Below are 25181 nucleotides of genomic sequence, written 5' to 3' on the forward strand. Positions count from 1 at the left end.
GTGATCGGCCATGCCGTTTGATGAGAAGATGGCGCCGTCGGCGCCATTTTCATTCTTTGGGAGAACAACAATATGGCCGACGGTTACGACCGCGCCTTCGACCGCCGCCTGGACCCGGAACGTTTGCGCAACCGCTGCGCACCGGAAAGTCTGGGCTTTTCCACCACCGATGAGCTGCCCGAGGTCCCCGGCGGACTCGGCCAGGCGCGCGCTGAAGAAGCGCTGCGCTTTGGCTTGGCGATGCATCACCCCGGTTATCATGTCTTCGTGCTCGGCGGCCCCGGTACCGGACGGCATGCCACCGCGTTGCGCCTGTTACGCGAGGAGGCGGCCAAGCGCGCAACGCCGCCCGATGTGTGCTACCTGCATGATTTCGACAAACCGCTCAGCCCGCGTCTGCTCACCGTGCCGGCCGGTCGCGGCAGCACATTGCGGGCCGCTATGCAGACCTTCATCCGCGAACTGCGTCCGGCCATCGATGCGGCCCTGGGAAGCGAAACCCACGCCAAACGGGTGGAGGCCTTGCAGGAGGCCCACGAAAAGCGCGAAGAAGCCGCGCTGCGCGAAATCGGCCATGCCTGTGCCGCGGACGGCCTGGCCTTGTTGCGTACCCCGCAGGGCTTCGTGTTTGCGCCCACGCGCAATGGCGAACCGCTGTCGGCCGAAGCGTTCGAGGCCCTGCCCGAAGACGACCGCAAAGCCTGCGAGGCGCTGGTCGACACCTGGAGCGATCGCCTGACCGATTTGCTCAACCAGTTGCCCGGTTGGCGTAAGGCGCTGCATGAGGCCATTGCCCGCGCCGAGCGTGACGCCCTGGCGCCTGCGGTTGCGCACCTGATGCGCGGGGTGCGCGAGCGCTTTGCCGACCTGCCCGAGGTCGGCGCCTTCCTGAATGCGATCTGCCGCGATCTGCTCGACAGCGGCACCATCTGGCGCGGCACCGGCGAAGATGGCGAGGAGGACGATGAGGAAGACGGCAGCCGCTTCCAGCGCTATCAGGTGAATCTGCTGGTCGATCACACCGACACTGCAGGCGCGCCGGTGATCATCGAGGACAACCCGGCCCTTGGTAATTTGGTCGGCCGCATCGAGCATGTGGCGCAGATGGGCATGGCGGTGACCAACTTCACCCTGATCCGCGCCGGCGCGCTGCATCGGGCCAACGGCGGCTATCTGCTACTGGACGCCGAACGTTTGCTGAGCCACCCCTTTGCCTGGGAGGCGCTCAAGCGCGTGCTGCGTAGTGGCGAAATCCGCATCGAACCGCCGTCCGAAGCACAGGAGTGGCGCAGCACCCTCACCCTGGATCCCGCGCCGGTGCCTTGCAATGTCAAGGTGGTGCTGGTGGGCGAGCGCGACACGTTTTACCTGCTCAACGAAATCGATCCGGATTTTCCCGAGCTGTTCAAGGTGGCCGCCGACTTCGACGAGGATATGCCGCGCAATGCTGCCAATGAAAAGCATTTTGCCGCCCTGCTGGCCAAGCTGGCACGCCAGTCCGGACTGCATCCTTTCGACAGTGCGGCGGTTGCGCGCCTGATCGAGCACAGCGCCCGTTTGGCCGAAGATGGCGGCCGCTTATCTTTGCGTACCCGGCTGCTGGCGGACTTGATGCGGGAAGCCGATCTGTTTGCGCGCCAGGAAGCTCAGTCACGGGTCGGGCGGGGGCACATCGATCGGGCTGTTGCGGCACGCGTTCGCCGGTTTGGCCGTTACGCGGAACAGGTGCGTGAAGCCATGCTCGACGGCACCACGCTGATTGCCACCGAGGGGTTGCAGGCCGGTCAGGTCAATGGGCTGGTGGTGGTCGAACTAGGCGGCGAACGGTTTGGTCATCCAGTGCGTATCACCGCCACGGTGCGCCTGGGCGACGGCGATGTGGTCGACATCGAGCGCGAAACCGAACTGGGTGGCGCGATCCACTCCAAAGGCGTGCTGATCCTGTCTGCCTTTCTGGCCAGCCGTTATGCCCGCCACCAGCCGCTGTCGCTATCGGCCAGTCTGGTGTTCGAGCAATCCTACTCGCCGGTGGAAGGCGACTCCGCCTCACTGGCCGAGCTGTGCGCGTTGCTTTCTGCCTTGGCCGAAGTGCCCATCCGCCAGTCTTTGGCCATCACCGGCTCGATCAACCAATTCGGCGGTGTACAGGCCATCGGTGGTGTGAATGAAAAGATCGAGGGCTTTTTCGACCTGTGCGCCGCGCGTGGGCTTACCGGCGAACAGGGCGTGGTCATTCCCACCGCCTGCATCCGTCATCTGATGCTGCGCGAAGACGTGGTCGAAGCCGTGGCTGCCGGGCGCTTTGCGGTGTATGCCGTGGCGACGGTAGACGAGGCCATGGAAGTGCTGACCGGCATGCCGGCGGGCCAGGCCGACAACAAGGGCATTTTGCCGCGCAACACCCTGAATCATCGGATTGCTACCGCACTGACCGACATGAGCGCCGCCCGCCATGCCTGGAGCGAAGGGCAGGAGCGGCCCCGCAAGCGTGGCCGCCGGCATGAGCACTGAAGCCGCCATCGCCGACCGCGATTTCGTGATTCTGCTGTAAGAGGCAATCGAGATGCGCCGCAGGCGGTGGCTGCAGGCGTCAGCCGAGCGGCTGCGGCGCGAGCGCGCGTGCGCTCAGGTGTGGGGTTTTCCAGCCAATCCCCAGCCGCCGTGAAAATGTTTGTGGATAAGCTGTGAGGCGGCGGGCCATCCGCTTGAGCGGACAGGATTTTTCCGGCTTGCTCAATTTTTGGGCAGCCCGCTTGCCTGCAGCCCGCGTAGAATCGTGCGCCCCGGCCGTAACGAAGGTGTGGCGCATGACCGACCCCATCCATTACCGCATCTGTCCTCTTTACCCCCGAGCGCACCGCTTTGCGGTCAGCGTCACGGTGGCCGAACCGGACCCCGAAGGCCAGGTTTTCAGCCTGCCGGCCTGGATACCCGGCAGCTACATGATCCGTGAGTTTGCGCGCAACATCGTCAGCATCCGCGCAGAGGCGGACGGTAAAGCGGTGGCGCTGGAAAAGCTCGACAAGCATAGCTGGCGGGCTGCGCGGGTACCGGCCGGCCGCGCGCTTACCCTGCATTACGAAGTCTATGCCTGGGATCTGTCGGTGCGTGCGGCCCATCTGGATCACACCCACGCTTTTTTCAACGGCACCAGCGTGTTTTTGAAGGTCCACGGCCACAGCGCACGGCCGTGCACGGTGGATATCCAGCCGCCGGTGGATGAGCGCTTGCGCGACTGGCGGGTCATTACCGCGCTGCCGCGGGCATCCGGTCGCGGCGCTGCAAAGGCTTATGGCTTTGGTCTGTACCGTGCGGCTGATTACGACGAGCTGATCGACCATCCGGTGGAAATGGGGCGCTTTACCCTGGGCAGTTTCCAAGTTGGCGAGGTAGTGCATGACGTGGCGCTGACCGGCCGTCACGACTGCGACATGGTGCGTCTTACCGCGGACCTGAAACGCATTTGCGCCTGGCAGGTGGACTTGTTCGGCGCGCCCGCGCCGATGGATTACTACGCTTTTCTGGTCATGATCGTCGGCGATGGCTACGGCGGTCTGGAGCATCGCGCCTCCACCGCGCTGCTGGCTAGTCGCGCCGATCTGCCGTATGCCGGCATGAAGGCGATGACCAAGGGCTACCGACAGTTTCTCGGTCTGTGCAGCCATGAGTACTTCCACACCTGGAACGTCAAACGCATCAAGCCGGCAGCTTTTACGCCCTACGATCTGGCGGCGGAAAACTACACCCGCCTGTTGTGGGCCTTTGAAGGCTTCACCTCGTATTACGACGATCTGGCCTTGGTACGCAGCGGGGTGATCGAGGTGGACGACTACCTCGCGCTGATCGGCCAGACGCTTTCCAACGTGCTGCGCACACCGGGGCGCCGACGGCAGAGCGTGGCCGAATCCAGTTTCGATGCCTGGATCAAGTACTACCGTCAGGACGAAAACGCTCCTAACGCCATCGTCAGCTACTATGCCAAGGGGGCGTTGGTGGCGCTGGCGCTGGATTTGCAACTGCGTGCGGCAAGCGCCGGGCAAAAAAGCCTGGACGACGTGATGCGTCTGCTCTGGCAGCACTATGGGCAGACCGGTATCGGCGTGCCCGAGGACGGTATTTTTGCCGCGGTGGCGCAGATTGGCGGCACATCCTTGGCACGTTGGCTGCGCCGCGCGGTGGAAGGCACTGACGATTTGCCGCTCGCCCGCCTGCTCAAACCGTTTGGGATTGTCTGTACCGCCGAACCGGCCAGCACAGCCCCTTGGCTGGGGGCCAAGCTGGCCGTCGACGGTGAGCCCAGACTGGTTCATGTGTATGACGACGGACCGGCTCAGCGCGCCGGATTGTCGGCGGGCGATGTGCTGGTGGCGCTCGATGGGCTGAAGGTCGACGCTCGCGGCCTGGACGCGATGCTGGCCCGCCGCCGGCCCGGCGAGCGCATCGAACTTTACGCTTTCAGACGTGACGAGCTGCTCCGCTTTGAACTGGAACTGGCTACCCCACCGGCTGATCAGATCAGCCTCAAGCCGGCGGCAAAAGCCTCGGCGGCGGCACGCCGGCTGCGCCGGGGTTGGCTGGGGCGCTAAACCGCACGGGTGGTGCAGCAGCCGCCGCCGGCAGACGACGCCTTGCCGTGGGGCAAGCAGGGTTCAGGTCATGCCGTTCTTGCTGAAAAGCTTGTTGCGCCAATACCGCCAGGCAAAAAAGGCCAGCATGGCCGACATGATCAGCCAGAACCCCACGCCTTGCCAGAAAGCGGTCGGATCGGTGGCCAGAAAATAGTCGCGCGGCGGACGCACGAAGTGGATGCGCCCGCTGACGATGGCCTTGACTGCCATCGTCAGGCCGCCTGCCGTCGGCGCAAACCAGACTATCAGCCCCAGCCCGACGATCACCCGGTCGAGCAGGGGCGAAGGCTGCCGACGCGGCCGGTACACACTGTCGACGCCCGACCATAGCGCCACGACGAAGCCGGCCGCAGCCACCACCGGCATCACCGCCATCAGCGCGCCGAGCGCGGTGGCAGCAAGCATGAAGCGCGCGCCTTCCAGCGGCATGACCTGCGCCCAGATGTCTGGCAGGCGCATGAACAGCCAGACCGAGCCGGTCAGGCCGATCAGGCAGGCGAGCAGGGCGTAGGCGGCGACCCGGCGGGCAAAATCGCCGGGCAATTCGTTTTCTCGGGGGCGGGCAAACAGAGGCATGGGTGGCTTTTGAGCGTTCGGCGCAAAGCCCAAAGTCTAGCGTAAGCGCTCACCGCAGGCGGACATCGCAGTCATGTTCAGCCGAAATAGCCGTGCACATACCATTCATCCGGCTTGTCCAGGGGATGAAAAACCCAGCACAGGGCCCCGTCTTTGTGCTGCGCCACGTAATAGTCGCGCCGCACATCGGCACCGTCCCACCAGCCGGATTCGATCCGCTCCGGGCCGGCCAGCAAAGTCAGGGCGGCTCTATAACGTAACGCCTGAGGCTCGGCAAGCAACCATAGCGGACGTAGTCCCGGCGCGGATGCGTGCGCCGGCGGGCGTGTTGCGGGCCGAACCGGGCGCCAGGCGCGCTCGGGGCGATGGTCGGCGCAAGGTTGCACACCGATGACGGCATCCGTTCCCAGGCGGGCGATCAGACGCTCCAACAGCAGCCCGGCGTTGTGCTGCGTGGCGTCCGGATCGCCGAACAGATCGCCGGATTTTGGTGCCAGTGCCACCGGTGCGCCGCTTGTCAGTTGCAAAGCTTCGACCGGTGCCGGCAGGGCCAGCGCGGCCAAACGTTCACGTGCCAACAACCCCAGGCGGGCCTCGTCACGCGACGGCGCGCCGCAGTACAGATCGAGCACGGTGGTCGGACCGGATTCATGCACCAGCGTCAGGCGACAGTACTCCGCCGCCATCTGACGCGCGGCCAGCCAAGCGGCCTGGCCGGCAAACAAGCGGCGGGCGGCGAACAGCAACGGGGCGAGCTGGTCGGTGGGCGCGGCCATGGCCACTGTGGCGGTGTAGCGCGCGGGCGCTACAAACCAGTCTCGCAGGTCAGGCGTGTCGCCGCGGGCGCGGGCCAGCGCCGCGCTGACCGCCGCGGCCTGCCGACGGGCCAGTCCGTCGCGGGGCAGACGCAGCACATCGCCCAGGTTGCGGGCGCCAATGCCGTGTAACAGCATCAAAATGTCTTGTCCCACTCCGGCATCGGCCAGTACCGCGAGCGGCAAAGCGCTCAGGCAGTCCTGCCAACCGTGATCCGCGGGGATTAAAGTGCCGGGACGACAGGCAGCCAGCCAGCGCGCGGCCATGGGCGTCGGTGCGCCGCCAAGTTGGCCGTGCAGACTCAGTGTGCGCAATTCATCGACAAGAGTGTCGGCCAGAGCCTGCAGACCGCCGAACAGGCGTAGGCTGGTGGAGACTTCCAGCACCAGCCCGTCGGGCGGATCCAGGCTGATTTGAGGGGTGAAACGCCCGGCCCACTGGGCCAGCTCTGTCAGCGTGGCCGCTTCGAGTTCCAAGGCGCGCGGACGCAGTTGCAGATCGGGTGCCACGGCCAGCGCGCTTGCCACACTGTCGCCCGCACGCACGCCACGCGCACGCGCGGCCGGACTGGCGGCCACCACTTGTTGGCGGGGATGCGCTTCGGTGATGGCCAGCAGGCCAGGATCGGCGCTGCCGCGGCTAAAAACCTGCAAAGGCAGATCGGGCAGGCGCAGGGCGAGCCAGTACATGGAGGCGTGGCAGTGCAGTCTGAGCGCCGGCGCGCCAAGCCGGACGCTGCGGCAAGACGATTTCGAGCGGGGCAGCAGGTGCCGGTCCGCGGCGCTTGAGGATGTGGACCCGCACAGCGCCCGCCTGGGCCGACAATTGCAAGCGCAGGGCGGCCACCGAAGGCTGGCGGGCTGCATCGGCCGGACGGAACAAAAACAACGGCGTGGCGGAATCTTCCGCCGCCAGTTGCAGACGGCGCAGTCCGCTGTGGTCGATCCGTTTCGGCCAGGCCAGTATGGCGTGACAGGCCCCGGACGTGGTGGCTTGGCGGGTGGCCCACAGGGTTTCGGCATCGCTTGCGGTGCGTACCAGCAGCAAGCGTTCCAACGGCACGCCGGCGGCCGCCAACGCGGGCGCATAAGGCAGGTGAGGCGGGGCGACCCAGACCAGCCAGCGATCGGCCGGTGTGCAGCGCAGCAGCGGCAGCAGCAAGGAAAGTTCGCCCACTCCGGGGCGGGCGGTGAGCAGTTCGATCAGCGCACCGCGTGGCCAGCCGCCACCTGGCAGTTGCGCGTCCAGTGCGGCAAAGCCGGTGGGTAAGCCCGGCACGGCGCTACGGGCCAGGCAGTTGGCCTGCCAGACCAGGCCGGGCGGCAAAGCGGCAAGGGCGTGCGGTTGGGCCATGATACCCGCGCGGTGGCTGCGGCAATGTGTGTCAGTGGCCGCCGTCTTGCCGGATCAGCCCAACCATGATGCCTTCAATGGCGAAGACCTCCTTGCGGGTATCGATCACGATGGGCGGGTAATCCGGGTTGGCGGGCAGCAATTCGACCATTGGGCCGGTGCTGCGGAAGGTCTTGACGGTGACCTCGTCATGCACCCGGGCGATGACGATCTGGCCGTTGCGCGCTTCATGCTGGCGGTGTACCGCGATCAGGTCGCCATCCAAGATGCCGGCATCGCGCATGCTCAGCCCGCGCACCCGCAGCAGGTAATCGGCGCGCGGGGAAAACAGCGCGGCGTCCAGTTGCAGGCGTTGTTCGACATGCTCATTGGCCAAAATGGGGCTGCCCGCAGCCACCCGCCCGACTACCGGCAGACCCACGCCTTCGGCCAGCCGGATACCGCGCGCACGGCCATCTTCGAGCACAATTGCGCCTTTGGCTGCCAGGGCGCGCAAATGGGTCTCGGCTGCATTGGGCGAACGGAAGCCGAAGGCTGCGCACAGCTCCAGGCGGGTGGGGGGGCGGCCTGCGCTGTCTACGGTTTGGCGAATGAAGTCGAGAATTTCAGCCTGTCTGGCGGTGAGCGATTCGCTGCGCGGGGGCATGGCGGATTCCGTGAAGGGTAATCGAGGCTGTAATTTTAAACAGTCATTCTGGCGGGCGTCGACCGCAAAACGCTACGCGGCACAGCCGTCTGCGCCCGATACGCCAGTTGCGAAAGATGTTGCAGTGCGTCTTGAGCCGGCGTTCGCTTGCGGTAGAGTTGGCCGCGGTTACCGGCTAAAATCGCCCGCACGTCAGGGAGGCCCCATGCTGCAAAGCGGAGACATGGCTCCGGTTTTTTCACTGCCGGATGCGGATATGGAGACTTTCGACCTTGCCGCCGAGCGCGGCAAGCATCATGTGGTGCTCTACTTTTACCCCCGCGACAACACGCCGGGCTGTACGCTGCAGGCCGCCGAATTCAGCGACCATGAAGCGGAATTTGCCCGCCACGACTGTATCGTGGTGGGCGTCAGCCCCGATGATTGCCTCACCCACGCCGAGTTCCGGGATCAGCACGGACTGTCGGTGCGCCTGCTGTCAGACCCTGAAGCCGAGGTCTGCAGGCTGTACCATGTGTGGCAGCCAAAGGAAGTCGACGGTGTGAAAAAGATGGGCGTGCGACGGACGACCTTTATCATCGATAAACAAGGTATCGTTCGGCATGCGCTGTATGACGTCACGCCCCGCGGCCATGCCGCCGCGGTTTATGAACTGGTCAAGGAACTGGAATCGGACCCATGCAAAACGAAATCGTCAAAGATACCGTTGTAACCCTCAACTACACCGTGCGCGACCCCGAAGGCAACATGATCGACGATGGCGCACATCCCTTGGTCTATCTGCACGGCGGCTACGACGGCATTTTCCCGGTGCTCGAAGAACTGCTGCAGGGCAAGAAGGTTGGCGAGCGCTTCCAGGTCAAGCTGCAACCGGAAGACGCCTTTGGCGAATACGATGAGGATCTGGTCCTGATCGAAGACGCCAGCCTTTTTCCTGAAAACATCGAGGTGGGCATGTCCTTCGAGCGCGTGACTGACAACGGCGAAGAAGAAGTGATCTATCGCATCACCGACATTGCCGACGGCAAGGTGGTGGTCGATGGCAATCATCCCTTGGCCGGCACCGCCTTGGTCTTTGATCTCACCGTGGCCGCAGTACGTAAGGCGAGCGCAGACGAGATCGCTCATGGCCATGTGCATGGCGAAGGCGGTCATCACCACTGAGCCTGCATCGGGGCCGCGCAAGCGGCCCTTTTTATATCCCGCCTCCGCGCTCCTGATCCACTTTGCGCGCAGATGATCGACTACATGCGCCAGCTTGCCCGCCAAGGCTCCCAGTCAGCAGTACCACTGCTCGAGGTTTCCGACTTGCGGGTGGCGATCAGTGGCGAGCGAGTAGTGCGCCCGGTGGCCGGCGTCGGCTTTCAGGTGCGCGCCGGTGAAACCTTCGCCTTACTGGGCGAGTCCGGTTGTGGCAAATCGATGACCGCGCTGGCCATTGCCCGCTTGCTGCCAGACGGCGGCCGGATTGAAGGCGGCCGGGTGAGTCTTTTGGGCGAGGACTTGCTGACCTACACCGAAGCCAAGATGCGCACGGTACGCGGCCGGCGCATCGGCATGGTGTTTCAGGAGCCCGGCACCAGCCTCAACCCGGTGATGACCGTGTGTGCGCAGATCGTCGAAGTGCTGGCCCGTCACCGCGGCCTGCGCGGCGCAGCCGCCCGCACAGAGGCCCGTCGACTGCTCGACGCGGTAGGCATCCCGGATGCGGCGCGGCGGCTGGACGACTATCCTTTCCAATTTTCCGGTGGCATGAAGCAGCGGGTGATGATCGCCATGGCGCTGGCCGGAGAGCCCGAGCTGCTGATTGCTGACGAGCCGACCACCGCGCTGGATGTCACCATCCAGGCCCAGGTGCTCGCGCTGCTCGCCGGCGTGCAGCGCGAGCGCGGCATGGGCATGTTGCTGATTACCCATGACCTTGGTGTGGTTGCGCGCATGGCGCAGCATGTGGGTGTGATGTATGCCGGCGAACTGGTCGAAATCGGCGCCCGCGAGGGGTTTTTTGCCGCACCGCTGCATCCGTATTCGCGCAAACTGTTTGCCGCGCTACCCAGCGGCCTGCAACGCGGGCGGGCGCTCGCGGCGCTGACCGGCAGCGTGCCGGCCCTGGATGTGGCGATGTCCGGTTGCCGCTTTGCCGCGCGCTGTCCGCAAGCCTTCGCGCCCTGCACCCAGGTGTCACCCGGCTGGCATCGCCGCGACGGGCAGATGGTGCGCTGTCATCTCTTTGCCGAGGACGGCCACGCGCCTGAGCCAGTACCACAGGTTTCGCGCGTTGAGCTGCCCGAGCCGGCGGGCTGCGAGCCTGCGCTGCTGCAAGTGCGCGATCTGCAGGTGCATTTTCCGGTACGCAAGGGCATCTTTCGCCGCACCGTGGGGCAGGTGCGCGCGGTCGATGGAGTCAGTTTCGATCTGCATCCTGGGCGCACCCTGGCCCTGGTGGGCGAATCGGGTTGCGGTAAAACCACGGTGGGCAAGGCCATTTTGCAGCTTATTCCGCCTACTGCCGGCACGGTGCGCTTGGACGGATGCGACCTGGTCGGGCTGGGTGCTGCTGCGCTGGCGCCGATGCGTCGGGCGATGCAGATGGTGTTTCAAGATCCGTTCGCTTCGCTCAACCCGCGCATGCGCATCGGTGAGATCATCGAAGAAGGCATGCTGGCGCTGGGCCTGGGCGGCGATGCGGGCGAACGCGCCCGCCGGGTCGATTGGCTACTCGAACGCATCGGCCTGTCACCGGCCATGCGTTACCGCTACCCGCACGAATTCTCCGGCGGCCAGCGCCAACGCATCGCGATTGCCCGTGCTCTGGCGGTGAGGCCGCGGCTGATCGTGTGCGACGAACCCACCAGCGCACTGGACGTGTCGGTGCAAGCGCAGCTACTCAACCTGATGCGTGAGCTGCAATGCGAGTTGGGTCTGGCTTATTTGTTCATTACCCACAATTTGGCCGTGGTGGACTACTTGGCCGACGAGATTGCGGTGATGTATTTAGGGCGCATCGTCGAGCGCGGCGAAACCCGGCGGGTGCTCGCTTCGCCGGCCCATCCCTACACCCGTATGCTGCTCGATGCGGTACCGGGTATCGATGGTGGAACGCAACAGCACGGCTCCACGACTGCCGCCGAGCTGCCTTCACCGCTGTCGCCGCCAGGCGGCTGCCATTTTCATCCGCGTTGCCCTAAAGCCGACGAGCGCTGCCGGCGCGAGTATCCCGCCCCTGATACGCTGACCGACGGGCGCGAACTGCGCTGCCACCATCCAGATTTTTTCGATCAGCCTCAGGCTTGACGCATTGACCGGCTTACAGCGGCTTAGTCGGCCATGCGTATCTTGAGCGGAATCAGTCCGGTCACGGCCAATGCGCCGCGTGGGTCGCCTCCTTCGGGAACCAGCAAAGCATGGCCGGGAGCAACCTTGCTGCGGCTTCCTAGGCCGTTGATCTGGCGCAACTGGGCGAGCGTCAGACGGTGGCGCTTGGCCACTTCGGCAAGCGATTCGCCACGCTTGAGCCGGTAGGTGCGCCAGAGTGGGCCGGATTCGGCAAGGGTTTGCAGGCGGGCTTGGAAGGCTTCGGCGCGGTCGGCCGGCACCACCAGGCTATGACCTTCGCGGGTAATCGCCGGGCGGTTGAAGGCGGGGTTGAGCGCAACGAATTCCTCGATTGGCATGTCCGCCAGCCGGGCGGCGGTGGCCAGATCGATGCCGACCGGCGATTCTACGGTGACGAAATACGGGCGGTTGGCAACATAGGGCAGTTCAAAACCGAACCGCTCCGGATTCATCACGATGTTTTTCAACGCCTGCAGCTTGGGCACGTAGTTGCGTGTTTCGGTCGGCATGCGCAGATGGCTGTATTCGGTCGGCAGGCCAGCGTCTTCGTTGCGCTGCAGCGCCCGCCCTACGGCGCCTTCGCCCCAGTTATAGGCGGCCAGCGCCAGATGCCAGTCGCCGTGCAGGTCGTAGATTTGCTGCAGGTAAGCGAGCGCCGCGTCGGTGGAGGCGATCACGTCGCGGCGCTCGTCCACCCATTTGTCTTGAGTGAGCTTGTAGTGGCGGCCGGTGGCGGGAATGAACTGCCACAAACCGGAGGCTTGTGCGGGCGAATAGGCCAAGGGGTTGTAGCCGCTTTCCACCATCGGCAGCAAGGCCAGTTCGGTGGGCAGGCCGCGGGCCTCGATTTCATTGACGATGTGATAAAGATAACGTCCGCCGCGGGCGAAGACCTGCTGCAGAAAACCGGGCCGCTCCAGATAGAAGCGTTGATAGAATTGCACCGTTTCGTTGTCCAGGTCCGGCATGGCAAAGCCGCGCCGGATGCGGTCCCAAATGTCATTGGCGGTGCGGGTGAGGTCCAGCGTGAGTACCCGCGGAGAACTGGCCAGGTTGTGCAGCCGGTGCCCGATGCTGTCGCCCGGCATTGTGTCGGTTGGCGGAGACAGCAGAGCCAGTGGGCCGATCGGCGATTCCGGGGTTGCTGCGGTCTGCGCGCTCGCGGCTTTGGTCAAACACAGCAGCACGGCGGTGCAGAACAAGGCGGTGCGGATTGCCATGTGCGCCGGTCAAGGAGTGCGTTAGAAAGCGCGAGAGTCTACCGAGCGATGCGCCAATGCGTCAAACTCAGGGGTAAAAATCCCTCAAATGTCAGGATCGGCGAGCGTCTAGGCTGGTACGATCCGATCATTGGCAGTCATTCGCCCGATTGCCGCTAACCGCTATCGCCCTAGTTTGCCCGTGCAATGAAGGCTTTGATCATCGAAGACACGCTCACCAGCGCCACCCTGGTCTGCCATCAGCTTGGCAAGATGGGGCTGGAGACGGTGCACGCGCGCGATGGCGAGTCGGGCATCGAACTATTCAAATCGGAGCGTCCCGACCTGATTCTGCTCGACATCATCATGCCGGGGCTGGACGGCTTCGAGGTGGCGCGGCGTATCCGCCAACTGGAGCGCGACGGCGAATGGACACCCATCATTTTTCTTACTGCGCGCACCGGCGACGAAGACCTGGAGCGCGGTATCGAAGTCGGCGGCGACGATTATCTGATCAAGCCGGTTTCCGAAATCGTACTCAAGGCCAAGGTGCGGGCCATGCAGCGCATTGCCCAGATGCGTTATTCGCTGCTGGTGCTCACCCGCAAACTCGATGAGGCCAATCGGGAGTTGATGCGTTTGTCGTCTGCCGATGGGCTGACCGGCATTGCCAACCGCCGGCGGTTCGACGAAACCCTGCTCAAAGAATGGCGGCGCTGCGCGCGCGAGGCGCGACCGTTGGCGCTGCTGCTGATCGATGTCGATTTTTTCAAGCCTTTCAACGACAACTACGGCCATCAGGCTGGCGATGAATGCCTCAAGGCGGTCGCCCGCGCGCTGTCGCAGACGCTGCATCGTCCGTCCGATCTGGCTGCCCGCTATGGCGGCGAAGAGTTTGCGGTAATCCTTCCCGGCACGGACGAGGCGGGCGCTTTGGCCGTGGCCGAGGCGTTGCGTGCCGCGGTGCAGCAAATGGGGATTACCCACCGTTATTCAGAGGTCGCGCCGGTGGTCACGATCAGCGTCGGGCTGGCCTGTGCAACCCCGAGACCTGGCGATGAAACGGGTTTCATCGGTCTGCTCAAGGATGCGGACGCGGCGCTTTATCGGGCAAAATCGGAAGGGCGCAATCGCGTAGTCAGCGCATGTGCGCCTTGTGTGGGGCAGATGGACTGATGTCGCTGTCGGCCAAACGTGCGGTCATCGTCGATGACAATGAAAGCATCCGCATGGTGCTGCGCGCCATCGTTCGTCAGGCCGGGCTGCAAGTGGTCGGCGAAGCGCGCGATGGTAACAGCGCGCTGGAAGTGATCGAACGCTGCAATCCAGACTTGGTTTGTCTGGACGTGTTGATGCCGGGACGCGATGGCATCGAGGTGTTGGGCGAACTCAAACGTCGCCGTCCGCATGTCCGCGTGCTGATGATTACCGGCAAGGCCGACCGTGAAACCGTTGAAACCATGATCCGCGAAGGCGCCAGCGGCATCGTGGTCAAGCCCTTCAATGCCGCGCGGGTGATCGAGACCATCCGGCGCGCTTTTGGCTTGGCAAACTGAGCTGGTGCCGGTTCAAAAATTGTCTTTCCAGCGCCGCAGTGCGGCCAGGCAAGCAGCGGGTGAGGCGGGGGGCGTTCCACTGTGCCGTGTCACCGCGTCGATGATTGCAGCCTCGCCGACGCGCAGAAAAGGGTTGATCGCGCGCTCCAGGCCAATGGAGGAGGGTAGTGTCGGCGCGCCGCGGCCGCGGCGTGCTTCACAATCGGCCGCATAGCGGTCGCGTGCCGGATTGTGCGGCTCCACGGCGCGGGAAAAAGCAAGATTGGCCAGGGTGTATTCATGGGCGCAATACACCGCGGTGTCTTCCGGCAAGCTCGCCAGCCGTTGTAGGGAAGCGAACAGCTGCGCTGCGCTGCCGCCCAGCAGCCGACCGCAGCCGGCGGAAAACAAGGTGTCGCCGCAGAACAGCAGGTTTGGCGCATAGTAGGCCACATGCCCCGCCGTGTGGCCGGGTATATCCAGCACCTTGAAGGATTGTCCAAGCGCAGGCAGATCGATCACCGCGCCTTCGGTCACCGGATGGCTGACCCCAGCAATCGCTTCGGTGGCCGGCCCATACACCGGCACTGGGTGGCGGGCCAGTAACGCGGCGACACCGCCCACGTGATCGGCATGGTGGTGCGTGATCAGGATGGCGGCAAGCTCCAACCCCTGTGCCGCAAGACTGTGTTCCACCACCGCGGCGTCACCCGGGTCGACGACAACTGCATGGCGGCCGCGGCGCAACAACCAGATGTAGTTATCGCGAAAGGCGGGAAGGGGGATAATGGCGTCCATGCCGCAGATTTTGAAGCGCTGATTGCTCATGTCAATGCTCAGCCTGTCCGACTGGCTGCTTACTCCACCAGGGCGTTACCTGCTCAACTGGGAGATGCGTGCGGTCGACCGTCTGGTGGCCGATCTGTTCGGTTACAACGCGGTGCAGATCGGGCTGCCGGAGGTGGATTTCCTGCGTGCCAACCGCATGCCCTTTCGCTTTCATGCCGACCGCCTGAGCAAATCGGCGGTGATTGCGCGCAACGAGGCGCTGCCGTTTGCCACGGCCTGTCTCGATCTGGTGGTTTTGCCCCACGTGCTGGAGTTTTCCAGCTCGCCGCATCGGGTTTTGCGCGAAGTCGAGCGCGTGTTGATGCCGGAAGGACATGTCATCATCTGCGGTTTCAATCCGTTCAGCCTGTGGGGCCTACGCAGGCTGGCAGCCGGTCAGCGGGGGAGCTTTCCTTGGCGCGGCCAGTACTTGTCTGCCTTCCGCATCAAGGATTGGTTGACGTTGTTGGGCTTTGAAACCCAGGCGACCGTCTTCGGCTGTTACGCCCCGGCGGTGAGTAGTGAAACCTGGCTGGCGCGCTGGCATGTGCTGGATCGTGCCGGGGCACGCTGGTGGCCGATCTGTGGGGCAGTGTATCTGATCCACGGCATCAAGCGGGTGCACGGGATGCGGCTAATTACCCCGAACTGGCGCGAAAAACGCGCCGCAGCAAAACGCATGGCGCCGATCGCCCAGCGTGGTCGTTCGGTGACCGAAACCAGGAAAACGCAATAGATGGAAGTCGTGGAAATCTTTACCGACGGAGCCTGTAGCGGCAATCCCGGTCCCGGCGGATGGGGGGCTATTTTGCGCTTCGGCGCGCATGAAAAAGAGATTTGGGGCGGCGAGCCGCATACCACCAACAACCGCATGGAGCTCCTGGCGGTCATCCGTGCGCTCAATGCACTCAAGCGCCCGGTGCGCGCTCGGGTGCACACCGACAGCCAGTATGTGCAAAAAGGTATTTCGGAATGGATTCACGGCTGGAAAACACGTGGCTGGAAGACCGCTGCCAAGGCGCCGGTCAAGAACGCTGACTTGTGGCAGGCGCTGGATCTGGCGGCCAGCCGCCACCATATCGATTGGATCTGGGTGCGCGGCCATGCCGGCCACGCTGAGAACGAACGGGCCGACGCGCTGGCGCGCCGAGGCGTGGAGGCCGTGCGCCAGCGCGGCGCTGCGGTGGAATGTTGAACACGGCACGCAAGCAAGTCAGATGAGACAAATCGTCCTCGATACCGAAACCACCGGTCTGGATTGGCGCAATGGCGACCGGGTGATCGAAATTGGCTGTGTGGAACTATTGAACCGTAGCTTCACCGGTCGTCGTTTTCATGTGTATATCAACCCGGAGCGCGGCATCGACGCCCAAGCCGTGGCGGTGCATGGCATTACCGAAGAGTTCCTTGCCGACAAACCCCGTTTTGCCGATGTGGCGGCGGATTTCGAGGATTTCGTGCGGGATGCCGAGCTGGTCATCCATAACGCGAGCTTCGACGTTGGCTTTCTGAACCATGAGCTGTCGCGGCTGAGCCGGCCGTCGTTGGAGACGCTGTGCGCCGGCATCGTCGATACGTTGAAGATGGCCAAGGAACTGCATCCGGGCAAGAAAGCCTCTCTCGATGCTTTGTGCAGCCTGTATCAGGTCGATAACAGCCATCGCAGCCTGCACGGCGCTTTGCTCGACGCGGAGATTCTCGCCGAAGTGTATCTGGCGATGACCCGCGGACAGGAAAGCCTGATGATGGTCTTGGATGAGCCTGCCACGGTGGCGGTGGCGTCCGAAACGATGCAGGCGGAGCGCCCCGCACTGGTGGTGTGCCGTGCCAGTGAGGAGGAATTGGCGGCGCACACCGCAGTGTTGCAGGACATTGCCCAAGCCAACAAGGGCCTCTGCCTGTGGTTGCCGCCCCAGCCGGCGCAAGCGAACGGCACCAAGGCGGATTGATTGGGGGCCGGCCGTCTAACCAGTGGACAGGCGTTCCTGTACGGTCTCGGCGATGGCCAATGCGGCCGTCAGGCCCGGCGATTCGATGCCGAATAGATTGACCAGACCCGCCACACCATGGGTGTCGGGACCGTCGATGCGAAAATCGGCGGCCTCCTGACCGGGAGGGTGGATTTTTGGACGCACGCCGGCGTAATCCGGCGCCAATGCGCCATCGGGCAAACCTGGCCAGTAACGCCGGATTTCGCGGTAAAAGGCCGTTGCCCGAGCGGGGGCGACGCGGTAGTCGAAATGCGCCGTGTCGGCGGGCAGGTCGAGCCATTCCACATCCGGACCAAAACGGGCTCGGCCTTGCAGATCCAAAGTCAGATGTACACCCAGACCGGCCGCTTCGGGTACCGGATAGATCAGACGCGAAAAGGGCGCGCGCCCCTGCAGTGCGAAGTAATTACCCTTGGCAAAGTAAGCCCGCGGAACATGGGTCGAGGACAAACCTTCGATACGCGCCGCCAGCGCTGGCGCGCCCAACCCGGCGGCGTTGACCACGGTACGGGCGGCCAAGCGCATCGGCGCTTGACCGCCGGTGTGCAAGACGATGCCCGCCGCGCCCGCCTCGGCCGCGAGCACCGGCGTATTGCACACCAGGGTTGCGCCTTGGGCTTCGGCATCGCCCAATAAGGCCAGCATCAGCCCGTGTGAATCGACGATGCCGGTCGAAGGCGAAAGTAGCGCGGCTTGGCAATGAAGCTGTGGCTCCAGGCGGAGCGCTTCGGCCCGCTCGATGAATTGGAGATCGTCCACGCCGTTGGCTCGGGCTTGGGCCGCTAGACGTTCGAGTTCGCCGATCTGCGCAGCCGAAGTGGCGACCACCAGCTTGCCGCAGCGCCGGTGGGCGATATTGCGCTCACGGCAATACGCGTAGAGCAGTTTGCGGCCGCGCACGCATAGCTGCGCCTTGAGCGAGCCGCTCGGGTAGTACAGGCCGGCGTGGATTACCTCGCTGTTGCGGCTGGAGGTGGCGCCGCCAAAGCGTTGGTCGGCCTCCAAGATGATCACCTCGCGACCGCGGCTTGCCAGGGCGCGGGCGCAGGCGAGCCCCACCACGCCGGCGCCAATGACCACGCAATCGGTTTGTTCCATGTCCTCTATCGCGCAGCGCCAGTGGGATAAAGCAATGCGCTCAGCGGTGCAGCTTTTCCATGGCACGCAGCACGTCGCGGCGGGAGAGCTGGCCGATCAGGCGCTGGCCATCGACCACGGGCAAGCAGCGGAAAGGATGGGAAATGAATAGCTCGATGGCGTCGACCAGATTGGCGTCGGCTTGCAGGGACAGGACGTTACGGGTCATATAGTCTTCCACCAGCCCGCCACGGCCGTCGAAATAGGAGGAATTCAGCGCAATGCGCAGGCAATCCTTCTCGGAAAGAAAACCGACCAACTGGCCGTCGTCGTCGATGACCGGCGCCCCGCTCAGCTGATGATGCAGCAACTGATGCACGGCATCGAGCACGTTGGTATGCGGCCTGAAGGCAAGGTGATCCCCGATCATGTAGTCTTTGACCAGCAGCGATTGCAGCATGTTGTCTCCCTAACGGTTGGTGTTGGTTTCGGCCTCTTGCTGTGCGGCAAGACGCGCCAGCCGTTTGGGGCAGGGCTTGTCACAGCCGGCCTCGCACTCCAGCCCAACGCGCCCCAGGCCGCCGCAGCTGCCGCCGATCGGGTTACGGCCGGCGAGTACACCGATGGCCATGCCGGCCACCAGGATGGCCACAATGATGAATGTGAGGATGAAGATCGTCATGGCGTCGATACACTCCGTTAGCTGCCGGCACCGGTCCGCGGGCAAGGCCGGGGTTGTTGGCCGGGATGATACACAAGCGCTGCGCACAAAGGCCATTCGGCCTGTCAGAGGACCAGCCGTCCGCCGGGAAGGCTGCCGGCTTGCTCCAGCCGGGTGATGGTAGGCACAAGATCCATGCCCGTTCGAACCTTGAGTTGGCGTGCGCGTTCCCGCAGCTCGTCCACCGACAGCACGATCGGCTCGCCGGCAGCGCCAAAGGCCACCACGTTGCCGCTGTCGCAGGACGGAAAAGCGATGGCGCGGTCGTCGAAGGCGCCGACGATGCGTTCCACGCTGGCGGCAAAACCGCGCGCGCGACCAAATAAATTGACCGCGATCAGACCAGTATCCGACAGGCGGCTACGGGCCGCTTGGTAGAAAGGTAGCGTGTCGAGCACACCGGCGCGGGCGTTACGGTCATAACCGTCGACCAGAATGTAGTCGAAATGCCGTGTTGTATTGAAAACGTAGTCCGCGCCACAACCGATGTGGAGGGCAAGCCGTGTGTCCGGTTCGGGCAAACGGAAACACTGACGCGCGGCGGCGACTACGCGCGGTTCGATTTCCACCACCTGGATGCGGACATGCGGGTAGTGATGGTAGAGGAACTTGGTCAGCGATGCCGCGCCCAGGCCGATCACCAAGGCGGTCTTTGGCCAACCGTCGCCGGCGCGCAACACCAGACCCGCCATCATTTCACGGGTGTAGGCCAGCTCCAATGCGTTGGGCCGGCGGATGCGCATCGCGCCTTGAATCCACTCGGAGCCAAAGTGCAGGTAGCGCACGCCGGCTTTTTCGCTGATATCGATCGGGGTACTCAAGAGGCCAGCCTCTTCAACTGGTACAGACGCTCCAAAGCCTCGCGCGGACTCAAGGTATCCGGGTCGATGCCAGCCAGTTCGGTCAGCACCGGATGGGCGGCCGGCTCGGGGGTGTCGTCGGGCAATGCGGCAAATAAATCCGCCTGCGGCCCGGCGGTGATTTCGCGGTTTTCCAGCACCCGCAAACGCCGCTTGGCCTCACGGATCACCGTTGCGGGAATGCCCGCCAGTGCGGCGACCTCGATGCCGTAACTCTGGCTGGCCGGTCCTTCTTCCACGGCGTGCAAAAACACGATCCGATGAGCATGTTCGACCGCGTCCAGGTGCACATTGGCACATTCCGGGTAGTCGGCGGCAAGCCGGGTGAGCTCGAAGTAATGGGTGGAAAACAGCGTCAGGCAGCGGTTTTTTTCCAGCAAATGACGGGCGATGGCAAAAGCCAGTGCGAGTCCGTCGAAGGTCGAGGTGCCACGGCCGATTTCATCCATCAGCACCAGACTATGCTCGGTGGCGCCGTGCAAAATGGCCGAGGCTTCGGTCATCTCCACCATGAAAGTCGAACGCCCGGAAGCAAGATCATCGGAAGCGCCGATGCGGGTGAAAATGCCGTCGATCGGACCGATGCGGGCCGAGGTGGCCGGCACGAAGCTACCCACATGGGCCAGCAGGCAAATCAGCGCCACCTGCCGCATGAACGTGGATTTGCCACCCATGTTGGGGCCGGTAATCATCAGCATGCGACGGGTGGGGGCAAGCACGCAATCGTTGGCGATGAAGTTTTCCACCTGGCGTTCGACCACCGGATGACGGCCGCCGACGATGTCTACACCCGGTTGGTCCGAGAAAACCGGCCGCACGTAGCCGTAGCGTAAGGCCGCCTCGCCCAGCGCGGCCAGCCCGTCGATCAAAGCCAGCGCGCGGGCAATGCGCTGCAGCGTCGGAATGTGCGCGGCAAGGGTTTCCAGTAGGGCGTCGTAGAGCTGCTTCTCCCGCGCCAAGGCGCGCTCTTGAGCCGACAGCGCCTTGTCCTCGAAGGCTTTCAACTCCGGAGTGATATAACGTTCGGCATTTTTCAGCGTCTGGCGACGGCGGTAGTCGTCCGGCACCTTTTCAGCATGGGCGTGGCTGACTTCAATGTAAAAGCCATGCACTTTGTTGAATTCCACCTTCAGATTGGCAATGCCGGTGCGCTCGCGCTCGCGCGCTTCCAGCGCCAGCAGAAATTCGCCGCAGTTGTGCTGGATGCTGCGCAACTCGTCGAGTTCCGCATCGAAACCCGGCGCGATCACGCCACCGTCGCGCACCGCTGCTGCCGGCTCGGCGGCCACCGCACGGATGAGCACATCGAGCAGCTCGTCCGGGGTGTCGAGCTCGGCACGCAGCGCGCCGAGCAGCGTATCGGCCGGGGTGCCTAGTGCGGCATGCAGCGCCGGCAGACGGGAGAGGCTATCGCGCAGCCCGGCCAGATCGCGCGGACGCGCCGAGCGCAACGCTACCCGGGCGGTGATGCGCTCAACATCGGCAATGCCGCGCAGTGCATCGCGCACGCGCCCCAGCGCGGCTGCATCGCCTTCGCCCAGCAGTTCGGCAATGGCGCCGTGACGGCGGGCCGCCTCGGTGCGCTCGCGCATCGGATGATGCAGGGCGTGGCGCAGCCAGCGCGAACCCATGCTGGTGGCGCAGTGATCGAGCAGCGAAAGCAGCGTGGGCGCCGGCTCGCCGCGCAGGGTTTCGGTGATTTCCAGATTGCGTCGGGTGGCCGCATCCAAGCGCAGGTACTCGGTTTCGCGCTCGACCCGCAAGCCAGTGACATGGGCCAGGCTCTGACGCTGGGTGGCCTTGGCGTAGTCGAACAGCGCCGCCGCCGCGCCCAGCGCCACCGGCATATCTTCGGCGCCAAAACCGGCCAGATCGCGCGTGCCGAAATGCTCGGTAAGCAGGCGTTCACCGGTCTTGTCGTCGAACTGCCAGTCGGCCAGCTTGCGCAGCACCGGGGCAAGCTGTTGTAGCAAGGGCAGGGCAAGACCTTCCGGCGCCAGCACCTCGGCCGGACGCAGACGCTCAAACTGGGTTTGCAAGGCTTCGCCAGGGCACTGCATGATGCGCAAATCCCCGTTGGCCAGATTCAACCAGGCCAAACCCAAGATGCCGCGGTGCAGATTCACCGCCATCAGCAGCGAATCGCTGCGCTCATCGAGCAGTGCTGCGTCGGTGAGCGTGCCGGGGGTGACGATGCGGCTGACCGCACGTTCCATCGGTCCTTTGCTCGCACCGGGTTCGCCCACCTGCTCGGCAATTACCACCGACTCGCCCAGCTTGACCAAGCGGGCCAGATATTGCTCTACCGCATGGAAAGGCACGCCCGCCATCTTGATCGGCGCGCCGGCCGATTGCCCGCGGGTGGTCAGTGTAATGTCGAGCAGGCGCGCAGCCTTCTCGGCGTCCTCGAAGAACAGTTCATAAAAGTCGCCCATGCGGTAGAACAGCAATGTATCGGGATACTGGGCTTTGAGACGCAGATACTGCTGCATCATGGGGGTGTGGTGGGCTATCGATCCATCCACAACCGCTTGGAATGCATGAGAGTTTTCCATCAATCGCTAAATTAACGCGGGTTGGCGCACGCCCTTTTTGTATCGGGCGCCTGGGCTGCTGCCGGTAGGGCCGCCATCTTACCAGCCTGGCGGGCGCCGGGCGTTGGCGTGCAGTGCATCCACCCCCAATGGTCCGAATGCCCATCCAACGACTGTCTGCCGGCGGCGATCGATCGCCTGCTGGCTGCACGCTAAGCCGACGGGCCGGGCAGGCTGATCTAACCCAATGTGTTTTATCGCTTCGCCGACCCATGCCGGAGCGCACTTTCAGCCGAACAAAGAGTCGAGACTGCGCAAAATCAAGGCTGACAGGACAGTAAAAACCTGGTGGCGTCGGTGGGGTGGCCAAAGTGAAAGCCTTGCATCAGATCGCACCCGTAGCGTGCCAAAATGGCCCTTTGCGCAGCCGATTCCACCCCTTCGGCAACCACGCGCTGGCCCAGGCTGTGGGCGAGTCTGATGATGGCTTCCACGATGGCTGCATCGCCTGGGTTGCGGTCGATGTCGCGGGTAAACAGCCGGTCGATCTTGAGTTCGTTGATCGGGAAACGCTTGAGGTAGGCGAGTGAGGAGTAGCCGGTGCCAAAGTCATCCAGCGCCAGGCGCACGCCCAGCGCGCGCAGATCGTTGAGCATGCTCACGGTGCGCTCGCTGTCTTCCATCAGCATGGTTTCGGTCAGTTCCAAGGTGAGCTGAGCGGCAGGCATGCCGGTTTCGGCAATCACCCGGGCGACCAGGGCGGTGAAGTTTTCGTCGCGGAACTGGCGTGCGGAGATATTGACCTGCATGTGCAAGTGGTCGTGACCGGCTTCGCGCCAGCGGGCATGCTGCAGGCAGGCGGCGCGCAGTACCCATTCGCCGATGGGTACGATCAAACCGGTTTCTTCGGCCAATGGGATGAACTTGGCCGGCGGCACCAGGCCAAGTTCCGGGTGCTGCCAGCGCAGCAAGGCTTCTGCCGCCACGGTTTGACCGGTGTCATGCTGCACCAGCGGTTGAAAGTGTAGGACCAGTTCCTCGCAATCCAGGGCGCGGTGGAGCGCGTTTTCCAGCGCCAAGTGCTCCAGCGAGCGCGCGTTCATGGCCGGCTGGTAGAGCTGGAAAGCGTTGCGCCCTTCTTCCTTGGCGCGGTACATGGCAATGTCGGCGTTCTTGACCAGGACTGCCGGGTCGCGGCCGTCATCCGGAAATACGCTGATGCCGATGCTGGTGGTGACGGTCAGCTCGTGTCCGTCGACCTCTACCGGGCGGCGCAGCGCTTCGATGATACGGGCTGCGGTGTGCGCGGCGTCGTCCGGGTCGGTCAGATCGCTCAGTACTGCGATGAATTCGTCGCCACCCATACGTGCCACGGTGTCGTCTTCACGCAGACAAGCGCTCAAGCGGCGAGCGATTTCGATCAGCAGCCGGTCGCCGATTTCGTGGCCCAAGCTGTCGTTGATGCGCTTGAAGCGGTCCAGGTCGATGAACAGCACCGCGCCGCGCTTGCGGTGGCGGTGAGCATGCGCCATGGCGACCTGTAGGCGGTCTTCCAGCAGGCGGCGATTGGGCAGGCCGGTCAGTGGATCGTAGTAAGCAAGGTGACGGATGCGCGCCTCGTTTTCCTTCAGCTGGCTGATGTCGCTGAACACCGCGGCGTAGTTGGTCAGCTTGCCGTCGCGGTCCTTGATGGCGGTGATGGTCAAGAGTTCCGGATAGATTTCGCCGGTTTTGCGGCGGTTCCAGATTTCGCCTTGCCATTGTCCCTCGCGTTGGAGCCGGGACCACATTTCCTGGTAAAACTCCGGAGTTTGGCGACCCGAACTCAGCATGGAAGGATTGCGCCCGATGACCTCTTCCGGACGATAGCCGGTCAGCCGGGTGAAGGCCGGGTTGACCGAGATGATGCGCGCTTTGTCGTCGGTGATCAGAATGCCTTCCAGCGTGGTTTCAATGATTTTTTCGGCCAGATGCAGATTGCGCTGCGAGGCATTGAGCGCCAAGTCGCGCTGCCGCAAAGCGTGCTGTAACTCCTGCACATAGCTCAGTTCCATGCCGGAGAGAATGTCGGCAAAGCTGACCACATCGGTCAGACTGCCGTCATGGCGCAGCACGCCCACATGGCGGATGCCGCGATCGCTGAGCATGCAGCGCACACGGTAAAGACTGGCGTCTTCGCCCACCGTGATCAATGGGCGGCTGGCCAGTTCGCCGACTGGGCGGTTGCCGGCGCGCTCGGCAACCAGGCGGGTCAGGTCGCGCTCGGTGAGAATGCCGTAGCTGCCGTCTTCGTATGCCACCACCACCGCGTCGCGCGCCGCGTCGCGCATCTGCCGCGCGGCTTCGCCAAGCGGTGCGGATGGCGGTAAAGGCTGCAAATTACCCTTGATGATGGTGTCGAGCTTGCGCAGCTTCAGATAATGTTCGATACCCTGGTTGAGCACCACGTCGGTCTGGGTGACGATGCCACAGCGGCGGCCCTGCGGGTCGACCACCAAGTAGTGGCGCATGTGTTCGTCACGAAAGCGGACCGCCAACTCTTGCAGGCTGAGATCGCGGGCGACCGTGCGCACCGGGGCGCTCATTACATCGCGGATCGGGCGGTCGAAGCTGTCTGGATGATCGAAATCGACCGCCAAGGCATCGCGCTCGGTCCAGATGCCGATGGGGATGTCGTTTTCCACCACCAGAATGGAGCTGACCCGTGCCGCGCTCATACGCCGGGCGGCTTCGTGTAGCAACAGATCTGGCGGACATTCCAAAATCCCGGTGTGTACGATTTGCCCAACGGTGATTTCCGCAGAGCTCAGCGCACCGGGTACGGCGGCTGTCAGAGCGTCAAAAGTTGCCAGTGTCATTCAGGCGCAGGAAGGTCCGATACACGTTGCGTGGATTGCATGGCGAATCGGACGGACGAATAAATCGGTACGATAGCACTGCGCAGCCCCCCTTGCCAGTCGGGCGGTGTGCGCCGTCCGTTGCGCGCTGGCCGATTGCGCATCGTAGTCAGCCGCTATGCAAACTGTCATGCGTCTGAGTTAAGCTGTCGCACCTCGTCTGCATGAGGAAGTCCATTATGAA

Annotated in this window: 23 protein-coding genes; 10 read left to right on the top strand and 13 right to left on the bottom strand. The window is 63.9% G+C overall.

Annotated features, from left to right (window positions below; all coding sequences use genetic code 11):
• Positions 1-72: 72 nt before the first annotated feature.
• Positions 73-2511, top strand: coding sequence for a Lon protease family protein (locus DIE29_RS07040; protein WP_114649554.1), 2439 nt, complete (start codon positions 73-75; stop codon positions 2509-2511).
• A gap of 79 nt (positions 2512-2590) precedes the next feature.
• Here DIE29_RS07040 and DIE29_RS14580 read toward each other — a convergent pair whose 3' ends face one another.
• Positions 2591-2809, bottom strand: coding sequence for a hypothetical protein (locus DIE29_RS14580; RefSeq protein ID WP_158640290.1), 219 nt, complete (start codon positions 2807-2809; stop codon positions 2591-2593).
• On the opposite strand from DIE29_RS14580, the gene DIE29_RS07045 reads away from it, so the two are divergent.
• Entirely contained in the window at positions 2808-4586 is a 1779-nt protein-coding gene (locus tag DIE29_RS07045) for a M61 family metallopeptidase (RefSeq protein ID WP_102041651.1), read from the top strand. The genes DIE29_RS14580 and DIE29_RS07045 overlap by 2 nt on opposite strands.
• Positions 4587-4649: 63 nt before the next feature.
• On the opposite strand, the gene DIE29_RS07050 is transcribed toward DIE29_RS07045, so the two are convergent.
• From DIE29_RS07050 to lexA, 4 genes are all read right to left on the bottom strand, one after another.
• Positions 4650-5204, bottom strand: a complete 555-nt coding sequence (locus DIE29_RS07050; RefSeq protein WP_102041652.1) for a hypothetical protein — start codon at positions 5202-5204, stop codon at positions 4650-4652.
• 77 nt (positions 5205-5281) lie between these two features.
• A complete protein-coding gene (locus DIE29_RS07055) occupies positions 5282-6709 on the bottom strand; it encodes a Y-family DNA polymerase (protein ID WP_114649555.1) in 1428 nt (475 codons plus the stop codon).
• Positions 6660-7373 (bottom strand): translesion DNA synthesis-associated protein ImuA, encoded by a 714-nt coding sequence (imuA, locus tag DIE29_RS07060; protein WP_114649556.1) that lies wholly within the window; start codon positions 7371-7373, stop codon positions 6660-6662. The genes DIE29_RS07055 and imuA overlap by 50 nt, the downstream gene beginning before the upstream one ends.
• A 31-nt stretch (positions 7374-7404) precedes the next feature.
• Positions 7405-8019, bottom strand: coding sequence for a transcriptional repressor LexA (gene lexA, locus DIE29_RS07065; RefSeq protein WP_114649557.1), 615 nt, complete (start codon positions 8017-8019; stop codon positions 7405-7407).
• Positions 8020-8224: 205 nt separating this feature from the next.
• On the opposite strand from lexA, the gene DIE29_RS07070 reads away from it, so the two are divergent.
• From DIE29_RS07070 to DIE29_RS07080, 3 genes are all read left to right on the top strand, one after another.
• On the top strand, positions 8225-8731 hold the full coding sequence (locus DIE29_RS07070) for a peroxiredoxin (protein ID WP_102041656.1): 507 nt from the start codon (positions 8225-8227) through the stop codon (positions 8729-8731).
• A complete protein-coding gene (locus DIE29_RS07075; RefSeq protein WP_102041657.1) occupies positions 8698-9183 on the top strand; it encodes an FKBP-type peptidyl-prolyl cis-trans isomerase in 486 nt (161 codons plus the stop codon). Before DIE29_RS07070 ends, DIE29_RS07075 begins: the two co-directional genes overlap by 34 nt.
• A gap of 72 nt (positions 9184-9255) precedes the next feature.
• A complete protein-coding gene (locus DIE29_RS07080; protein WP_237269534.1) occupies positions 9256-11313 on the top strand; it encodes an ABC transporter ATP-binding protein in 2058 nt (685 codons plus the stop codon).
• Positions 11314-11336: 23 nt separating this feature from the next.
• Here the strand turns inward: DIE29_RS07080 and DIE29_RS07085 are convergent, their stop codons facing one another.
• A complete protein-coding gene (locus DIE29_RS07085) occupies positions 11337-12575 on the bottom strand; it encodes a transglycosylase SLT domain-containing protein (protein ID WP_418333296.1) in 1239 nt (412 codons plus the stop codon).
• A gap of 186 nt (positions 12576-12761) precedes the next feature.
• Between DIE29_RS07085 and DIE29_RS07090 the strand changes: the two genes are divergently transcribed.
• Both DIE29_RS07090 and DIE29_RS07095 read left to right on the top strand, forming a co-directional pair.
• Positions 12762-13730 carry a diguanylate cyclase gene (locus DIE29_RS07090; protein ID WP_108080123.1) on the top strand — a complete coding sequence of 323 codons (969 nt, stop codon included), beginning with the start codon at positions 12762-12764 and terminating at the stop codon, positions 13728-13730.
• The gene (locus tag DIE29_RS07095; protein WP_108080122.1) at positions 13730-14110 is read left to right on the top strand and encodes a response regulator; all 381 of its coding nucleotides are present in this window, start codon (positions 13730-13732) and stop codon (positions 14108-14110) included. The genes DIE29_RS07090 and DIE29_RS07095 overlap by 1 nt, the downstream gene beginning before the upstream one ends.
• 12 nt (positions 14111-14122) lie before the next feature.
• Here DIE29_RS07095 and gloB read toward each other — a convergent pair whose 3' ends face one another.
• Positions 14123-14917: a hydroxyacylglutathione hydrolase gene (gloB, locus tag DIE29_RS07100; protein WP_237269535.1), complete on the bottom strand. Its 795-nt coding sequence runs from the start codon at positions 14915-14917 to the stop codon at positions 14123-14125.
• Here gloB and DIE29_RS07105 point away from each other — a divergent pair.
• From DIE29_RS07105 to dnaQ, 3 genes are read left to right on the top strand one after another with little or no spacing between them, the layout of a single operon-like run.
• On the top strand, positions 14916-15653 hold the full coding sequence (locus DIE29_RS07105) for a class I SAM-dependent methyltransferase (RefSeq protein ID WP_114649558.1): 738 nt from the start codon (positions 14916-14918) through the stop codon (positions 15651-15653). The two genes, gloB and DIE29_RS07105, sit on opposite strands and share 2 nt — an antisense overlap.
• Positions 15654-16112 (top strand): ribonuclease HI, encoded by a 459-nt coding sequence (gene rnhA / locus DIE29_RS07110; RefSeq protein ID WP_114649559.1) that lies wholly within the window; start codon positions 15654-15656, stop codon positions 16110-16112.
• Between the two features lie 22 nt (positions 16113-16134).
• Positions 16135-16866 (top strand): DNA polymerase III subunit epsilon, encoded by a 732-nt coding sequence (gene dnaQ / locus DIE29_RS07115; RefSeq protein ID WP_114649560.1) that lies wholly within the window; start codon positions 16135-16137, stop codon positions 16864-16866.
• A 15-nt stretch (positions 16867-16881) separates the two neighbouring features.
• Here the strand turns inward: dnaQ and DIE29_RS07120 are convergent, their stop codons facing one another.
• The 6 genes from DIE29_RS07120 to DIE29_RS07145 form a co-directional block, all read right to left on the bottom strand.
• Positions 16882-18006, bottom strand: coding sequence for an NAD(P)/FAD-dependent oxidoreductase (locus DIE29_RS07120; RefSeq protein WP_114649561.1), 1125 nt, complete (start codon positions 18004-18006; stop codon positions 16882-16884).
• 40 nt (positions 18007-18046) lie between these two features.
• Complete coding sequence (locus tag DIE29_RS07125; RefSeq protein WP_114649562.1) at positions 18047-18445, bottom strand: CBS domain-containing protein; 399 nt, start codon at positions 18443-18445, stop codon at positions 18047-18049.
• Positions 18446-18454: 9 nt separating this feature from the next.
• Complete coding sequence (nqrM, locus tag DIE29_RS07130) at positions 18455-18667, bottom strand: (Na+)-NQR maturation NqrM (RefSeq protein ID WP_102041665.1); 213 nt, start codon at positions 18665-18667, stop codon at positions 18455-18457.
• 104 nt (positions 18668-18771) lie between these two features.
• On the bottom strand, positions 18772-19527 hold the full coding sequence (locus DIE29_RS07135) for a spermine/spermidine synthase domain-containing protein (RefSeq protein ID WP_102041666.1): 756 nt from the start codon (positions 19525-19527) through the stop codon (positions 18772-18774).
• Positions 19524-22058, bottom strand: coding sequence for a DNA mismatch repair protein MutS (mutS, locus tag DIE29_RS07140; RefSeq protein WP_418333305.1), 2535 nt, complete (start codon positions 22056-22058; stop codon positions 19524-19526). The genes DIE29_RS07135 and mutS overlap by 4 nt, the downstream gene beginning before the upstream one ends.
• Before the next feature lie 362 nt (positions 22059-22420).
• A complete protein-coding gene (locus tag DIE29_RS07145; RefSeq protein ID WP_114649564.1) occupies positions 22421-24958 on the bottom strand; it encodes an EAL domain-containing protein in 2538 nt (845 codons plus the stop codon).
• Positions 24959-25181: the final 223 nt, after the last annotated feature.

Source organism: Pseudothauera hydrothermalis (assembly GCF_003345255.1).
Taxonomy (GTDB): Bacteria; Pseudomonadota; Gammaproteobacteria; order Burkholderiales; family Rhodocyclaceae; genus Pseudothauera; species Pseudothauera hydrothermalis.

Excerpts from the sequence above, each read along its gene's own strand:
- DIE29_RS07095 (WP_108080122.1), top strand. The coding sequence starts at position 13,730 with ATGTCGCTGTCGGCCAAACGTGCGGTCATCGTCGATGACAATGAAAGC.
- DIE29_RS07070 (WP_102041656.1), top strand. The coding sequence starts at position 8,225 with ATGCTGCAAAGCGGAGACATGGCTCCGGTTTTTTCACTGCCGGATGCG.
- rnhA (WP_114649559.1), top strand. The coding sequence starts at position 15,654 with ATGGAAGTCGTGGAAATCTTTACCGACGGAGCCTGTAGCGGCAATCCC.
- DIE29_RS07045 (WP_102041651.1), top strand. The coding sequence starts at position 2,808 with ATGACCGACCCCATCCATTACCGCATCTGTCCTCTTTACCCCCGAGCG.
- DIE29_RS07105 (WP_114649558.1), top strand. The coding sequence starts at position 14,916 with ATGTCAATGCTCAGCCTGTCCGACTGGCTGCTTACTCCACCAGGGCGT.
- DIE29_RS07125 (WP_114649562.1), bottom strand. The coding sequence starts at position 18,445 with ATGCTGCAATCGCTGCTGGTCAAAGACTACATGATCGGGGATCACCTT.
- DIE29_RS07085 (WP_418333296.1), bottom strand. The coding sequence starts at position 12,575 with ATGGCAATCCGCACCGCCTTGTTCTGCACCGCCGTGCTGCTGTGTTTG.
- mutS (WP_418333305.1), bottom strand. The coding sequence starts at position 22,058 with ATGCAGCAGTATCTGCGTCTCAAAGCCCAGTATCCCGATACATTGCTG.
- dnaQ (WP_114649560.1), top strand. The coding sequence starts at position 16,135 with ATGAGACAAATCGTCCTCGATACCGAAACCACCGGTCTGGATTGGCGC.
- DIE29_RS07050 (WP_102041652.1), bottom strand. The coding sequence starts at position 5,204 with ATGCCTCTGTTTGCCCGCCCCCGAGAAAACGAATTGCCCGGCGATTTT.
- DIE29_RS07055 (WP_114649555.1), bottom strand. The coding sequence starts at position 6,709 with ATGTACTGGCTCGCCCTGCGCCTGCCCGATCTGCCTTTGCAGGTTTTT.
- DIE29_RS07075 (WP_102041657.1), top strand. The coding sequence starts at position 8,698 with ATGCAAAACGAAATCGTCAAAGATACCGTTGTAACCCTCAACTACACC.
- DIE29_RS07145 (WP_114649564.1), bottom strand. The coding sequence starts at position 24,958 with ATGACACTGGCAACTTTTGACGCTCTGACAGCCGCCGTACCCGGTGCG.
- imuA (WP_114649556.1), bottom strand. The coding sequence starts at position 7,373 with ATGGCCCAACCGCACGCCCTTGCCGCTTTGCCGCCCGGCCTGGTCTGG.
- DIE29_RS14580 (WP_158640290.1), bottom strand. The coding sequence starts at position 2,809 with ATGCGCCACACCTTCGTTACGGCCGGGGCGCACGATTCTACGCGGGCT.
- DIE29_RS07090 (WP_108080123.1), top strand. The coding sequence starts at position 12,762 with ATGAAGGCTTTGATCATCGAAGACACGCTCACCAGCGCCACCCTGGTC.
- DIE29_RS07040 (WP_114649554.1), top strand. The coding sequence starts at position 73 with ATGGCCGACGGTTACGACCGCGCCTTCGACCGCCGCCTGGACCCGGAA.
- lexA (WP_114649557.1), bottom strand. The coding sequence starts at position 8,019 with ATGCCCCCGCGCAGCGAATCGCTCACCGCCAGACAGGCTGAAATTCTC.
- nqrM (WP_102041665.1), bottom strand. The coding sequence starts at position 18,667 with ATGACGATCTTCATCCTCACATTCATCATTGTGGCCATCCTGGTGGCC.
- DIE29_RS07120 (WP_114649561.1), bottom strand. The coding sequence starts at position 18,006 with ATGGAACAAACCGATTGCGTGGTCATTGGCGCCGGCGTGGTGGGGCTC.
- DIE29_RS07080 (WP_237269534.1), top strand. The coding sequence starts at position 9,256 with ATGATCGACTACATGCGCCAGCTTGCCCGCCAAGGCTCCCAGTCAGCA.
- gloB (WP_237269535.1), bottom strand. The coding sequence starts at position 14,917 with ATGAGCAATCAGCGCTTCAAAATCTGCGGCATGGACGCCATTATCCCC.